This is a genomic window from Escherichia sp. MOD1-EC6300, assembly GCF_002965045.1.
GTDB classification, from domain to species: Bacteria; Pseudomonadota; Gammaproteobacteria; order Enterobacterales; family Enterobacteriaceae; genus Escherichia; species Escherichia coli_F.
The window spans coordinates 70,577-84,143 of sequence record NZ_PTRH01000003.1; the positions used below are offsets into that span (position 1 = coordinate 70,577).

At 50.2% G+C, this 13,567-nt stretch carries 14 protein-coding genes; 5 read left to right on the forward strand and 9 right to left on the reverse strand.

Annotated elements, in window-relative coordinates; genetic code table 11:
- Window positions 1-173 precede the first annotated feature (173 nt).
- Window positions 174-1,100, forward strand: coding sequence for a 23S rRNA (adenine(1618)-N(6))-methyltransferase RlmF (gene rlmF, locus BGE37_RS05365; protein WP_157944750.1), 927 nt, complete (start codon window positions 174-176; stop codon window positions 1,098-1,100).
- Here rlmF and ybiO read toward each other — a convergent pair.
- From ybiO to rhtA, 6 genes are all read right to left on the reverse strand, one after another.
- Window positions 1,097-3,322 (reverse strand): mechanosensitive channel protein, encoded by a 2,226-nt coding sequence (gene ybiO, locus BGE37_RS05370; RefSeq protein WP_105287844.1) that lies wholly within the window; start codon window positions 3,320-3,322, stop codon window positions 1,097-1,099. The genes rlmF and ybiO overlap by 4 nt on opposite strands.
- A gap of 116 nt (window positions 3,323-3,438) precedes the next feature.
- Window positions 3,439-4,161 (reverse strand): glutamine ABC transporter ATP-binding protein GlnQ, encoded by a 723-nt coding sequence (glnQ, locus tag BGE37_RS05375; RefSeq protein ID WP_000569080.1) that lies wholly within the window; start codon window positions 4,159-4,161, stop codon window positions 3,439-3,441.
- Entirely contained in the window at window positions 4,158-4,817 is a 660-nt protein-coding gene (gene glnP / locus BGE37_RS05380; protein ID WP_103253282.1) for a glutamine ABC transporter permease GlnP, read from the reverse strand. The genes glnQ and glnP overlap by 4 nt, the downstream gene beginning before the upstream one ends.
- Before the next feature lie 138 nt (window positions 4,818-4,955).
- Window positions 4,956-5,702 (reverse strand): glutamine ABC transporter substrate-binding protein GlnH, encoded by a 747-nt coding sequence (gene glnH, locus BGE37_RS05385; RefSeq protein WP_000843866.1) that lies wholly within the window; start codon window positions 5,700-5,702, stop codon window positions 4,956-4,958.
- 403 nt (window positions 5,703-6,105) lie between these two features.
- Window positions 6,106-6,609 carry a DNA starvation/stationary phase protection protein Dps gene (gene dps / locus BGE37_RS05395; protein ID WP_000100800.1) on the reverse strand — a complete coding sequence of 168 codons (504 nt, stop codon included), beginning with the start codon at window positions 6,607-6,609 and terminating at the stop codon, window positions 6,106-6,108.
- A 298-nt stretch (window positions 6,610-6,907) separates the two neighbouring features.
- Entirely contained in the window at window positions 6,908-7,795 is an 888-nt protein-coding gene (gene rhtA / locus BGE37_RS05405) for a threonine/homoserine exporter RhtA (RefSeq protein WP_105287845.1), read from the reverse strand.
- 234 nt (window positions 7,796-8,029) lie between these two features.
- On the opposite strand from rhtA, the gene BGE37_RS25075 reads away from it, so the two are divergent.
- Window positions 8,030-8,095, forward strand: a complete 66-nt coding sequence (locus BGE37_RS25075; protein WP_120795379.1) for a protein YliM — start codon at window positions 8,030-8,032, stop codon at window positions 8,093-8,095.
- Window positions 8,096-8,147: 52 nt separating this feature from the next.
- The gene (gene ompX / locus BGE37_RS05410; protein ID WP_001295296.1) at window positions 8,148-8,663 is read left to right on the forward strand and encodes an outer membrane protein OmpX; all 516 of its coding nucleotides are present in this window, start codon (window positions 8,148-8,150) and stop codon (window positions 8,661-8,663) included.
- A 48-nt stretch (window positions 8,664-8,711) separates the two neighbouring features.
- On the opposite strand, the gene opgE is transcribed toward ompX, so the two are convergent.
- Together opgE and mntS are read right to left on the reverse strand one after the other, a co-directional pair.
- Window positions 8,712-10,295: a phosphoethanolamine transferase gene (gene opgE / locus BGE37_RS05415; protein WP_105287846.1), complete on the reverse strand. Its 1,584-nt coding sequence runs from the start codon at window positions 10,293-10,295 to the stop codon at window positions 8,712-8,714.
- A 271-nt stretch (window positions 10,296-10,566) separates the two neighbouring features.
- Window positions 10,567-10,695: a manganase accumulation protein MntS gene (gene mntS / locus BGE37_RS05420; RefSeq protein WP_001001761.1), complete on the reverse strand. Its 129-nt coding sequence runs from the start codon at window positions 10,693-10,695 to the stop codon at window positions 10,567-10,569.
- Window positions 10,696-10,880: 185 nt separating this feature from the next.
- Between mntS and mntR the strand changes: the two genes are divergently transcribed.
- Complete coding sequence (mntR, locus tag BGE37_RS05425; protein ID WP_000091016.1) at window positions 10,881-11,348, forward strand: manganese-binding transcriptional regulator MntR; 468 nt, start codon at window positions 10,881-10,883, stop codon at window positions 11,346-11,348.
- The gene (locus BGE37_RS05430; protein ID WP_105287847.1) at window positions 11,345-12,463 is read left to right on the forward strand and encodes an anion transporter; all 1,119 of its coding nucleotides are present in this window, start codon (window positions 11,345-11,347) and stop codon (window positions 12,461-12,463) included. The genes mntR and BGE37_RS05430 overlap by 4 nt, the downstream gene beginning before the upstream one ends.
- Window positions 12,464-12,520: 57 nt before the next feature.
- Here BGE37_RS05430 and ldtB read toward each other — a convergent pair whose 3' ends face one another.
- Window positions 12,521-13,441: a L,D-transpeptidase gene (gene ldtB, locus BGE37_RS05435; protein ID WP_105287848.1), complete on the reverse strand. Its 921-nt coding sequence runs from the start codon at window positions 13,439-13,441 to the stop codon at window positions 12,521-12,523.
- Window positions 13,442-13,567 lie beyond the last annotated feature (126 nt).

Here is a 13,567-nt window from a genome sequence, read left to right on the forward strand (position 1 = left end):
ACGATATATTTTTACAAAATAAGACAAATCAATGACATGCATGATGCTGATTTTTATGATGAATTGCCATAAACCATAGCCATGTTAAGGCTTTGGGGAATGATAAACGCAGCCAGATATTTACCCTGTCGCGTTATGCGGGTATCTTACGCCGCTGCTTAAAGGAGAATGCTATGTCCGCCCAGAAACCGGGGTTGCATCCGCGCAACCGTCATCACAGCCGCTACGATCTTGCCACGCTTTGTCAGGTGAATCCTGAACTCGGGCAATTCCTCACGCTTACACCCGCCGGGGAGCAAAGCGTAGACTTTGCCAATCCGCTGGCGGTGAAGGCGCTCAATAAGGCGTTGCTGGCCCATTTTTACGCCGTAGCGAACTGGGATATCCCGGACGGTTTTCTCTGCCCGCCAGTACCGGGCCGGGCGGATTATATTCATCACCTTGCCGATTTACTGGCAGAAGCAACAGGATCAATTCCAGCTAATGCCAGCATTCTGGATATCGGCGTTGGTGCGAACTGTATTTATCCGCTGATTGGCGTACATGAATATGGCTGGCGTTTTACCGGTAGTGAAACCAGCAGCCAGGCGTTAAGCAGTGCGCAGGCGATCATCAGTGCTAATCCGGGGCTTAACCGCGCCATTCGTCTGCGTCGGCAAAAAGAGAGTGGGGCGATTTTTAACGGTATTATCCACAAAAACGAGCAATACGACGCGACCTTGTGTAACCCGCCATTCCACGATTCCGCCGCTGCGGCACGGGCGGGTAGTGAGCGTAAACGGCGTAACCTGGGGCTGAACAAAGACGATGCACTGAACTTTGGTGGTCAGCAACAGGAGCTGTGGTGTGACGGCGGTGAAGTCGCTTTTATCAAAAAGATGATTGAAGAGAGCAAAGGCTTCGCGAAGCAGGTGATTTGGTTTACCTCGTTGGTATCTCGTGGCGAAAACTTACCGCCGTTGTATCGTGCTCTGACGGACGTGGGCGCGGTGAAAGTGGTCAAAAAAGAGATGGCCCAGGGGCAAAAGCAGAGTCGCTTTATTGCCTGGACCTTTATGAACGACGAGCAGCGCCGTCGTTTTGTCAATCGCCAGCGTTAAAGTGTCGGTTCTCCCGGTGGCAGCGGTTCAGCCGGGGCCGCGCCCGGAGCGGGCAGCACCTGATAAGTCTGTACCGGCGCGCGAACGCCAGCCAGGTCGAAATGTTTTTTCACCTGGCTGTCGAGGGCAAAGCGTACCGTCCACTGTTTGAGTGGCAGCGTAGTGAACGAAACTCGCAGTGTAAATGCGGTATTGCTTAAGCCGACAATCCCGGCAAAGTTCGGTTCACCGATAATCAACCCGCGAATTTCTTCGTTTGCCATCAATTCCGCTACCGCATCTTTCAGCGCCTGATTGGCTTTATCAGCATCTTCATGGCGATCAACATCGTAATTTGCCACTACCGAACCAATGCCGCGGACGAAGTTAGCAAAGGTGGTAATCGAAGACCACGGAATGATGTGATACGCCCCGGTATCCTGACGCACTCCCACGGAGCGAATCGACATCCGTTCCACAGTGCCGGTCAACGGCCCGATAGTCACTAAATCACCGGTATTCATGCCGTTTTCAAACTGTATAAACACGCCGGTGATGATATCTTTCACCAGCGTTTGCGAACCAAATGAGATAGCCAGACCTAATGCCCCGGCACCTGCCAGCAATGGCGCGATATTGACGCCGATTTCTGACAACACAATCATGATGGTGATGGTACTGATAATCACCGCCAGCGCGTTGCGAAACAGCGTCAGCAGAGTACGCGTACGGGCGCTCGGTAGCGGGCGGCCATGAATATCCGAAGCCAGCCGGTTTTCGATCAAACTGGCGAGCACCGTCCAGCCAACCGCCGAGAAGAAAAGGATGAGTGCGATACGGATCAGGATATCTACGGTTTTCTGCCCCGCGCCGTTTTGCAGCCAGTTCCAGAAATCGAACAATCCCCATGCGCTCAACAGCAGCATTACCGCCACGCAGACTGTCAGAATACGCGCTGTTTTCAGTGCCGCCGAAAGCCATCCATTCAGCCGTTTTTGCAGTTCCGGATAATTACGCTGAGTATGTGGCGAGAGAGTGATGGTCTTCGCCAACCAGCGGGAAAACATACCGGAAACAAACGCGGCGATACCAATAATCGCCAGGCTGCGTACCGTTGCACCCATCATAAATTTCAGGCTGTTGCCCGGATCGAACAACGAAAAGAAAAACAGCACGATAAAATAGGCGCTTGCCAACCAGTGCCACACCAGCGCAAAAGCGCGAATAAACAGGCTGAAAAAGGCCAGCGAGTGTTCCGCGAAGTTGAGCAAATGCTGCGTAATCTCTTTTTTATTACGAAAGATCAGGTACAGCGCCCAGACGGTCATGCACAGCATAATGATGACGTTCGCTAGCGCACCGATTTGCACATTCACCTGATTAGAGATAATCGGCACAGCCACAATCAGACCATACCCAATCAGGCTGCTTAACCAGCTCAGGCGACGACTCCAGTAACGGGCGCTTTCGTCCTGAATCGTGAACGGGCGCAGCTCCGCCACATTGGGGCAAAAAATCAGGCGTAGTACGGCTTTGAAAAATTCAATCAGGGCAAAGGCATTGAGAAACAAACTTTGTTGGAAAGCGATGGTGCGACTGCCCGCATTCAGGTTGTCGCTTAAGACCTGGCCGACAAATAATGTCAGTGCCAGTAACAGCAGGTCGATAATAAACGCCCCGATAATCATCGCCGGAAGCTGCAACCAGTTACTGCGCTCACGATTTTTTTGCCGCGCCCACTGGCCCATTTTGCGATACAGCGGCAGTGCGCACAGGCGAATCAGCCAGTAAAAACCAAACACTAATACCGCTAACATTGAAAAATGGGTCAACGCATTGCTGAAGGTTTGTGGATTAAACGGCTTATGCGGGGAGCCGGTGATATTGCGATAAAGTTGTCCGAAGCGGGCAGAAAGGGCTTCACCATAATGGCGGCTGACTTCGGTGACTTTTTGCAGCACGGTTTGCTCTTCAACCAGCGTCGGCGGCACGATCTTCGGTACGGGTTCCGCAGGGGGCGTCGCGGCGACGGTGCGCAACTGGTCGATCAACTCTTTACGCGAGGTGTCATTATCCAGCACATCCGCCAGTGCGCCATAGGCCGCTTTTTTTTGTTCGATATCCGGTTCCGGGGCCGGTTCAGTCGTTGAGTCCGTTGTCGTTGTGGTTGTAACGCCGGGTATGGATACCGCGTGGGCAGGTGCGCCCAGCAGGCAGAAGAGGATGAACAGGATCCACCGCATGACTCCTCCAGTGAGAAAACAGAGCAAAAAGATAAGTATAGATGCTGGAGGAGGGGCGATTTTAAATGAGAGGAATCTGGTGTGCCTCCCTTTCGGGGGAAAGGGAGGCTGAGAAGTTAAGAGACGTGCTGCAAAAATTCCTGCAAGCGCTGGCTCGGTGGGTTCTTGATCAACACCTGCGGATCGCCATCTTCCGCAATCCGGCCTTTGTCGATAAAGATCAGGCGCGAAGCGACTTTCTCGGCAAAACCGATTTCGTGTGTCACGATCACCATCGTCATCCCTTCTTCAGCCAGATCCTGCATAACCTTCAGCACTTCATGGCGCAGTTCCGGGTCAAGAGCGGAAGTCGGTTCATCAAATAGCATCATTTTCGGCTTCACCGCCAGCGCGCGGGCAATCGCCACACGCTGCTGCTGACCACCAGAAAGTTCGGAAGGGTAGTGATGTGCACGTTCTGCCAGACCGACTTTCGCCAGCAGTTCACGCGCCAGTTTTTCCGCCTCTTCTTTGTTCGCGCCACGTACACGTAGCGGGCCAAACATGACGTTTTCCAGCGCCGTCAGATGCGGGAAAAGGTAAAACTGCTGGAACACCATACCCGCTTCCTGGCGAATCAGGCGCTCGTCAACTTTCGGATCGTTAACCTTCAGGCCATCGACAATCAGATCGCCGGAGGTGATTTCTTCCAGTTTGTTGATGCAACGCAGCAGGGTCGATTTACCGGAACCGGACGGCCCGATAATCACCACGACTTCGCCCTGAGCAATGTTCAAATCGATATTGTGCAGCACCTGGGTTGGACCAAAATGCTTGGAGACGTTTTTAAATTCAATCACAGGATTTTCATCCTTCTTTCCAGACGACGCAGAATAAAGCTCAGCACCAGGGTAATAATCAGATAGAACACCGCCACGGCGCTCCAGATCTCAAGGGCGCGGAAATTACCGGCAATAATTTCTTGCCCCTGACGGGTCAGTTCCGCCACGCCGATAACAATAAACAGCGAGGTGTCTTTAATGCTGATGATCCACTGGTTACCCAGCGGCGGCAGCATACGACGCAGTGCCAGCGGTAAAATGACGTAGCGAATGGTTTCCCAACGTGAAAGACCGAGCGCCAGTCCTGCTTCACGGAAACCTTTGTGGATAGACAGCACCGCACCACGCGTGATTTCCGCAATGTATGCGCCGGAGTTGATCATGATGGTGACCACCGCCGCAGTAAATGGGTCGATGCGTAAGTCGTTAAACGCCATCGGCAGGGCGAAGTAGATAAACATCACCTGGACGACGATAGGTGTGCCGCGGATCACTTCAATAAAGACCAGCGCGACGTGGTTGGATATCCAACCACCGAAGGTGCGTGCAAAACCTGCCAGCAATCCGATCACCAGGCCGCCAGCCAGACCGAGGACAGAAATCCACAGGGTCATTTTGGCACCTTCAATCAGAAGCGGAATGGCAGGCCAGATGGCACTCCAGTCAAACTGCATATGTTGTTCCTGTTACCGTGGTGTAAATAATCAAATTCAGGGTAATTAACGGCCCCGGAGCGGGTTTGCGCCCCTCACCCTAATCCTCTCCCCAGAGGGGAGAGGGAACTGCCAGTGCGCTTTACAGGCGTAGCATTATTATTTCGGTTCAGTACCGAACCATTTTTTGTAGATTTCGTTGTAAGTTCCGTTCTCGCGCAGGGTTTTCAATGCGCCGTTGACTTTGTCACGCAGCTCGTCGCTACCTTTCGGGAACGCAATACCGTATTGCTGTGCTTCCAGAGAGTCACCTACCGCTTTGAACTGACCGTTACCGGCGGTTTTGATGAAGTACAGAATGTTTGGCGTATCGTGCAGAACGGCATCTGCGCGGTTGGTGCCCAGTTCCATATAGGCGTTATCAATGTTCGGGAACTGACGCAGATCTTTAGTTTTGATGTTTGCTTTCGCGTAATCAACGGAGCCAGTGCCGCTCTTCACAGCAACCACTTTCCCGTCGAGATCTTTCACGCTTTTCACATCGTTATTGTTAGCTTTCACCATCACTAACAGGCCGCTTTTGTAGTAGCCGTCAGAGAAATCGATCGCTTTTTTACGCTCGTCGGTAATGGTGATGCCCGCCAGCGCCAGATCGACGTTTTTGGTTTGCAGTGCCGGAATGATCCCACTGAAATCCATCGGCTTCAGTTCGTAATCCAGCTTCAGCTCTTTAGCGATGGCAGCCCACAGATCAACGTCAAAGCCCACGTATTTATCGCCCTGTTTAAATTCAAACGGAACGAAGGCGGTATCCGTCGCGACAACTAATTTTTTATCCGCGGCATGAGAAGAAACCGCAAAAGCCAGGGTCAGTGCAGCCAGTGAAACTTTTAATACAGACTTCATAGCATTTCCTTTTTTCTATCCACGGGACGATCCCCTGCGTGACATTCACATATATGAAAAAATCGTGCCAGTTTTGCAACTCATTGATTTATCGAGATGCGGTAAAAACGTAATGCACGATTTATAGGGCAATACCCTGAAGATGCACCATTCTGGGGCACCAAACTGGTGCGCTAAAATTGTGCACTCAACACAGTGATTATTTAGCGTAAAACCTGATGAAAAAACAATCTTTATGTAACGATTGTGTGATGATGTGGATACAAAAAATTTACTTTGATGGTCGCGGACAGCGGATGGATGCACTAAATAAGTGCGTTGAGGCGGATTGCAAAACAAAACGGCCTCCTGTCAGGAAGCCGCTGTTATCGTTTACTAAATTTCTGCACCATCAGCGATGGATTTATTCGATGTTAGACTCGATAAACCACAGGAATTTATCCAGGTCGCGAGACGCGGCGGTCAGGATATCTGCGGTGTCGTCATCTTTCGCTTCGCCAATCGCTTTACGTACATCATTAGCGACAATCGCGTAACGGTCAGCCAGTTCTTTCAGGTGATCCTGAACGTTGTGGATGTCCAGCGGGTAACTTTTCAGCGGGGTTTTGCTGTTGATAACTTGAGTGGTCCCCAGAGCTACACCGCCCAGCTGCACTGCACGTTCTGCCATGGTATCCAGATGATCGATCAGTGCGGTGCGGAAGCCATCCAGCATTTCATGTACGGCAATGAAGTTAGCGCCGCGCATGTTCCAGTGCGCTTGTTTGGTAATCAAAGAAAGATCAATAAACTGGATAACCTGGCGATTCAGCAACTCTACTGTTGCTTTTTTCTCGCTGTCAGAGACATCGTTGCGGGTATAAAGCAGATTGGTCGCTTTTGATTTAACTAATTTAGCGGTACTCATAATTTCATATCCTCTTGATGTTATGTCCCAGTAATTAACGAGACTAAGTATAGCACCGGCTATGTGTTCCGCTATTCTGGCTGTTCCTATCACACTAATAGTGGTAACAAGCGTGAAAAACAAAACTAATAAAAATTCAATCAGTTAGATATATTGATAAGAACAATTCTTATTTATTGGCTCGCCAGGAATTTTCGGAATAAATATGCTTTTGCATAATTCGATATATAAAGACGGTGTGGAGGAAAAGTAGCGAGAAATTCTGCATGGTTATGCATAACCATGCAGAAATGTAAATTTAATTAATGTCTAATTCTTTTATTTTGCTCTCTTTGCGTACTGTCAGCGTAGAACCCATTGAAGCGGCGATGATAGCGCCGAGCGCCAGCAGCTGTATGGGTGTCAATGTTTCTCCGAGGAAAATCATCCCGGAAACGGCAGCCAGCGCCGGTTCCATGCTCATCAGCGTACCAAATGTCCGTGTTGGCAAATGGGTGAGGGCAATCATTTCCAGCGAATAAGGCAGAGCGGTCGAGAGAATAGCGACCGCCAGACCCAATGGAATAACCGACCAGTGCCAGAGTGCTTCACCAGCCTGAAGCGCTCCAATTGGCACGAAAATTAACGCTGCAATCAACGAACCAATTGCCACCGTCGCAGGGCCATGTTCCGCTCCTGCGCGTTGCCCACTTAAAATGTAAATAGCCCAACAAGCCCCTGCTCCCAGTGCCAGCGCACAGCCGGTTAAATCGACATGGGAAACGTCTTGCCCCAGCGGTAGCAGGAACCACAGACCAAGAACCGCCAGCACAACCCAGACGAAATCTACCGGGCGACGAGAAGAGAACAGCGCCACCGCCAGTGGTCCGGTGAACTCAAGCGCCACCGCAATACCCAGTGGGACCGTTTGAATAGAAAGATAAAAAAGATAATTCATCCCACCCAGCGAAACGCCGTAAAACAACAGCGGTAATCGTTGCTCTTTGGCAAAGCGCAGTCGCCATGGCTTAAAGAACGCGATGAGGATCAGCGTTCCTAATGCCAGACGCAGCGCAGTGACACCCGGTGCACCCACCAGAGGAAAAAGTGACTTAGCTAACGAGGCTCCACCCTGAATAGACGCCATGGCAACGAGCAATATGACTATTGGTAACCAGACCGGCATTTTACGTAATGAACCAGGCATCCTTTCTCCCACAAATATCTAAACCTAAGTAAAGCGTGGAGTGTACTGGATATACCCAATGCTGGTTGAGCATTTGTTGAAAAAATTTTCCCCCGTTTTGACTAAAATGCGCCAGGATTGATGGAATCATTAGTCTGGTGATTAGGAATAATCTGGATGAATGACAGGGAATACATGCGTAATACTTACGCAGTTCTCTGAAAAAGTGATTTAAATTTAGATGGATAGCGGTGTATGGAAACGTTCTGTTACATGAAATGGCCCGTTAGACATCATAAATCGCGAAGAGTTTCCCATTAATTTTTGATATATTTAAAACTTAGGACTTATTTGAATCACATTTGAGGTGGTTATGAAAAAAATTGCATGTCTTTCAGCACTGGCCGCAGTTCTGGCTTTCACCGCAGGTACTTCCGTAGCTGCGACTTCTACCGTAACTGGCGGTTACGCACAGAGCGACGCTCAGGGCCAAATGAACAAAATGGGCGGTTTCAACCTGAAATACCGCTATGAAGAAGACAACAGCCCGCTGGGTGTGATCGGTTCTTTCACTTACACCGAGAAAAGCCGTACTGCAAGCTCTGGTGACTACAACAAAAACCAGTACTACGGCATCACTGCTGGTCCGGCTTACCGCATTAACGACTGGGCAAGCATCTACGGTGTAGTGGGTGTGGGTTACGGTAAATTCCAGACCACTGAATACCCGACCTACAAACACGACACCAGCGACTACGGTTTCTCCTACGGTGCAGGTCTGCAGTTTAACCCGATGGAAAACGTTGCTCTGGACTTCTCTTACGAGCAGAGCCGTATTCGTAGCGTTGACGTAGGCACCTGGATTGCCGGTGTTGGTTACCGCTTCTAATCACTTCGGTGATATAAAAAATCCGCCTCTCGGGGCGGATTTTTGTTTTTAAGGTTTCGGGTCGAAAATATCGGTTCCGAGATGGTTGTAATCTACCTTCTGTAACTGGAAGTTGGTGATATATATCGGCCCGGCTTTCTTCTCAGAGATAAACGGGTATTTGATGTTAATTTCCTTCGCTTTAATTCCCGTCCACTGGGAGAAAAAGCCTAAGAAGTCATTGGCAGAGCGGCGGGCTTTAATCACCCGATGCGCTTTATCGTCGCTCGAAATGACCATAAAAGGCACCTGGAAATTCTGCTGATATTTATCATCATGGGCAAGGTATTGCACGTCTTTGCCGCGCTCTTTAAAGGCCAGACCGTGGTCAGAAAAGTAAACCAGCGAGAAGCTGCTGCCGCTGTTGCGTAACTGATCGTACAGCTTACGCAGTAAATCGTCCGTTTGCGTCATGGTATAGAGATAGCACGACGTTTCTTTCGATTGCACAAAGGTTTCGTATTTGCCTTGTGTCCGGTCGCAGGCCTGTGGATGTGAGCCCATCAGATGTAGAACAATCAGCTGCGGTTGCGAGTGCTCTTGTGCCAGCACTTGAGCGGTCATATCCAGTAACGCTTCGTCTTTCGTGTTTTTATCTGCTTCAAAATTACCTTCTTTCAGGAAGTACACTTCATCTGCCCGTTTGGCGATGCTGGCGATAGCGGTATCGTATTCGCCGATTTGACCCTGGTTGGAAAACCACCAGGTCTGGAAGCCCGCGCGATTTGCCAGGGTGACAAAGTTATCTTGAAACTGTGGTTTGCCATCGACTACGCGATTGAGTGTTAAGCCAAGCGATTTCTGCGTGGAGCCACTGGCGGCAATATAGTCAGCAAAAAGCAAACCGTTAACGCTGCTGGCAAACGGGGTATTATCCCAGTGACCGCCAAAGGCACCGAGGGCATCGCGACGCGCACTTTCACCGATCACCACCACATAGGTCTGATATTTCGGCTTAACGGCAGTGACCGTCCAGGTATCTTTCATTCCGGAAAGTTTTGCCATCCGTTCTTGCTCTTCAATCACCTCGTTATTATTGACGATGACATCCTTAGCAAAACGAAATACCGGATAGCCAGTATCTTTCAGTTTAAATACGCCGCCCCAGGCCAGATTTTGCACGGGAGCAACAAAAAATGTCGCCACACTGAATACCAGACACAGACTGTCGAAGGTATTCCAGCGCGCTTTTTCGCTCTCTTTTTTCCGCCTGATTGCTATTACGCCGAGCGCAAAAATAAATAAGCCGACCAGGTAGCTGTACCACGGAAAAATCGTCAGGATTTCGGTCGACTCTTCCATATTGGTGGAATGCAATGCCAGCAAGGTATTGAAGTTAGGCGCGCCGTAGGCCTGTGCAAAAGGGAAATAACAAGCGGCGACCAGTGAACTGACGCCGAGCAGAACTTTTTGCACGCGAGGCAATGTTCGCCATAGCAAAAGCAAAATAGCCGTAAATGCGGCGGTGTATAGCAAACTGAAGGGGTAACCTAAGCCGAGGTTAATTAATAGCGACTGTAAAAAGTAGAACGCAGTCCACGGGCTAAATACCCGGCTACGGGTAACAAGCGATTCTTTGAGGGTTAAATTCATATGCCACTATCGTAACAAACGCCATGTGCTTACCCTGGCGTCAAGGGTCAATACCTGCAAGAGTGCGTGAAGAGGGGAAAAGGGTCCGCATCCGCGAGCCGCAATATACGCAGGGCTGCAAGAAGATAGAGCGAGCTGCCGTTCAGGTCAACTACTGACGAACAAATCTTTTGCGAAGGGGATTGCAAATCCGACAAAAAGTGGGGTTTTTCAGAGCAAAACGCGTTGTGCCTGCATAAAAGCAGGAGTGAAGCGGCGTACCGCGACGCCGCTATTTATCGGAAGGTTTATCTTGCTGCGGTTTGTTGTTGACCATATCGCACAACATAGAGAGCAGCATTAACCGTACTTTAAAGGGAGAATGACTAAACACGCGCATACACCTCTTGAACTCATTCATAAGACCTCCTGACTTGCTAATCCCGTCGATCCTTGAGGGATGATTGCATTACATACAGATATAGCACAGGCTATATTATATAGCTATTGCTAAAACGTTAATTTTTTGTACCTTCGCAACTCTGGTTTACAATGTGCGCACGAAATGAGAACGCTATGTATGCGTCACCATAATGAGGAAGCACAATGAGTCGTCGCGCAGGTACGCCAACAGCAAAAAAAGTGACGCAGTTAGTGAATGTGGAAGAGCACGTTGAAGGGTTCCGCCAGGTCAGAGAGGCACACCGGCGCGAGCTTATTGATGATTACGTTGAGCTGATTTCTGACTTGATCAGGGAAGTGGGGGAAGCTCGTCAGGTGGACATGGCTGCTCGTCTGGGCGTTTCGCAACCGACGGTGGCTAAAATGCTCAAACGACTGGCAACCATGGGGCTGATTGAAATGATCCCCTGGCGTGGCGTGTTTTTAACGGCAGAAGGAGAGAAACTGGCGCAGGAAAGCCGCGAGCGACATCAGATAGTCGAAAATTTCTTGTTGGTGTTGGGCGTCAGTCCGGAAATCGCCCGTCGCGACGCGGAAGGCATGGAGCACCATGTTAGTGAAGAGACGCTGGATGCCTTTCGTTTGTTTACCCAGAAACACGGTGCCAAATGAGCCTGCCTTTTTTACGCACGCTGCAAGGCGATCGTTTTTTTCAGTTATTAATTCTTGTTGGCATCGGATTAAGTTTTTTTGTTCCCTTTGCACCGAAATCCTGGCCTGCTGCTATCGACTGGCACACCATCATCACCTTAAGCGGTCTGATGCTGCTGACCAAAGGTGTGGAGTTAAGCGGTTATTTTGATGTGCTGGGGCGCAAAATGGTGCGCCGCTTTGCTACGGAGCGACGGCTGGCGATGTTTATGGTGCTGGCGGCGGCGCTACTTTCTACCTTTCTGACCAACGATGTCGCGCTGTTTATAGTTGTTCCGCTGACCATCACGCTAAAAAGACTGTGTGAGATCCCGGTTAATCGACTGATTATTTTTGAGGCGCTGGCAGTCAATGCGGGTTCGCTACTGACGCCGATTGGCAACCCGCAAAATATTCTTATCTGGGGTCGTTCTGGTCTTTCGTTTGCCGGGTTTATTGCCCAAATGGCACCGCTGGCTGGCGCAATGATGCTGACACTCCTGCTACTGTGCTGGTGTTGTTTCCCTGGAAAGGCGCTGCAATATCATACGGGGGCGCAAACACCTGAGTGGAAACCGCGGCTGGTGTGGAGTTGTCTGGGGCTGTATATCGTCTTTCTGACGGCGCTGGAGTTAAAACAAGAGCTGTGGGGACTGGTGATTGTAGCGGCGGGCTTTGCGCTGCTGGCTCGTCGCGTGGTGATCAGCGTGGACTGGACGCTGCTGCTGGTATTTATGGCGATGTTTATCGACGTCCATTTGCTGACCCAACTGCCAGCTTTGCAGGGCGTGTTGAGCAATGTGAGCCATTTATCCGAACCCGGATTATGGTTAACGGCAATTGGTTTATCGCAGGTGATCAGTAATGTGCCGAGCACGATTTTGCTCCTCAATTATGTGCCACCGTCTTTATTACTGGCATGGGCGGTAAACGTCGGTGGCTTTGGTTTATTACCCGGATCGCTGGCAAATTTGATTGCATTACGGATGGCGAACGATCGCCGTATCTGGTGGCGTTTTCATCTTTATTCGATACCGATGCTGTTGTGGGCGGCGCTGGTGGGATACGTTTTATTCGTTATGCTCCCGGCCTGGTAGGGTCTGGCAAATAAAAAAGGCGGATGATGAGTCCGCCTCTGTTTTACGTTTTGACGATTAATTCAGACGAACCGGCATCCCGGAACGATTTTTGATCGCTTCATCCAGAACAACCTGGTCAACATCAGGCTGACCAGTTACTGTCTGCACGCTCTTGGTCAGGGTAATTGGCACAATTTCCTGACCTTCAAACTGGGCTTCGGTGGTAGACAGCGGGTTATGGACTTCAATATAACGGCTGCCGTCAGGCTCGGTGGTCGCTTTTACCGGCTCATCAATAAACTGTACGCGAGTACCGACCGGTACTTTCTCGAACAGGAATTTGATGTCTTCGTTACGCAGACGCACACAGCCATGACTTACACGCAGACCGATACCGAAGTTGGCGTTGGTGCCATGGATAGCGTACAGGCGACCGATGTAGAGTGCATACAGCCCCATCGGGTTATCCGGACCTGCCGGAACGACAGCCGGAAGCGGTTCGCCCGCAGCGCGGTACTCTGCGTGCATTTTTGCGGTCGGCGTCCAGGTCGGGCCTGCTTTCTTACGCTCAACTTTGGTGGTCCAGTTGATAGGCGTGTCTTTGCCTAACTGACCAATGCCGATGGGCAGCACGATAACGGTGTTGCTGCCTTTCGGATAGTAATAGAGACGCATCTCTGCGCTGTTAATGACAATGCCTTCATGAACGGTATCCGGCAGGATCAGCTGCTGCGGAATGTTCAGTACAGTACCGCCTTTCGGCAGGAAGGTATCCACACCCGGGTTAGCTTCCATCATGTTGGAAAGACCCATCTGGTACTCGGCGGCAAAATACTCCAGCGGCTGAGTGTTACCTTCAGGAATGGTGATCACCTGATTCTGACCAACCACGCGACTCCCGTCGGTTGGCAGAGGATAAGTTACCGCAGAGGCGGTACTGCAAAAGCCGACAACAGCGAAGGCCGCTGCGAATAATGTTTTCAATTTCATATTCATGTTAAGCGAGATTTAGTGCCTGGCAGGCCATTGGGTTGAGAATATTAGAGTATTGGAAGCGCATTATAAGTTCATTCCAGCTCACAGTGAAATCAGATGTGTACGAAATCACATTTTTTGCCTTTG